This window comes from Acinetobacter sp. AC1-2 (assembly GCF_016124155.1).
Classification (GTDB): domain Bacteria; phylum Pseudomonadota; class Gammaproteobacteria; order Pseudomonadales; family Moraxellaceae; genus Acinetobacter; species Acinetobacter calcoaceticus.
In genome coordinates this window covers 1-307 of the sequence record NZ_JABFFO010000029.1, presented here as the reverse complement: position 1 = coordinate 307, position 307 = coordinate 1, and the positions used below count along the sequence as shown (strand labels likewise).

At 47.9% G+C, this 307-nt stretch carries 1 protein-coding gene; it reads left to right on the top strand.

Annotated elements, in window-relative coordinates; all coding sequences use genetic code 11:
- Positions 1 to 307 (top strand): Ig-like domain-containing protein (locus HL290_RS18475; RefSeq protein ID WP_227602336.1); only part of this gene is annotated, 307 nt, incomplete at both ends.

Genomic DNA, 307 nt, shown 5'->3' with positions numbered 1-307 from the left:
GTACATTAGGTGCGTTGACGACAACGGACAACATCACTTGGACAGCAGTGTTTACGCCAGATGGCACAGGCACAGCACCAAGCATTACTGTGGCTGATAATACTTACACAGATATTGCAGGTAACCTGGGTACAGGTGATGTACTTGATGGTACTGATGGTTTCGTTGTAGATATTGTTCCACCGACGCTTGCGATCAGTGCAACTGACCTGAATCTTGGTCTTGGTGAAAGCACCACAGTAACCTTCACCTTCAGTGAAGCAGTAACTGGCTTTGATGCAACAGATGTGACCTTGGCAGGCGGTAC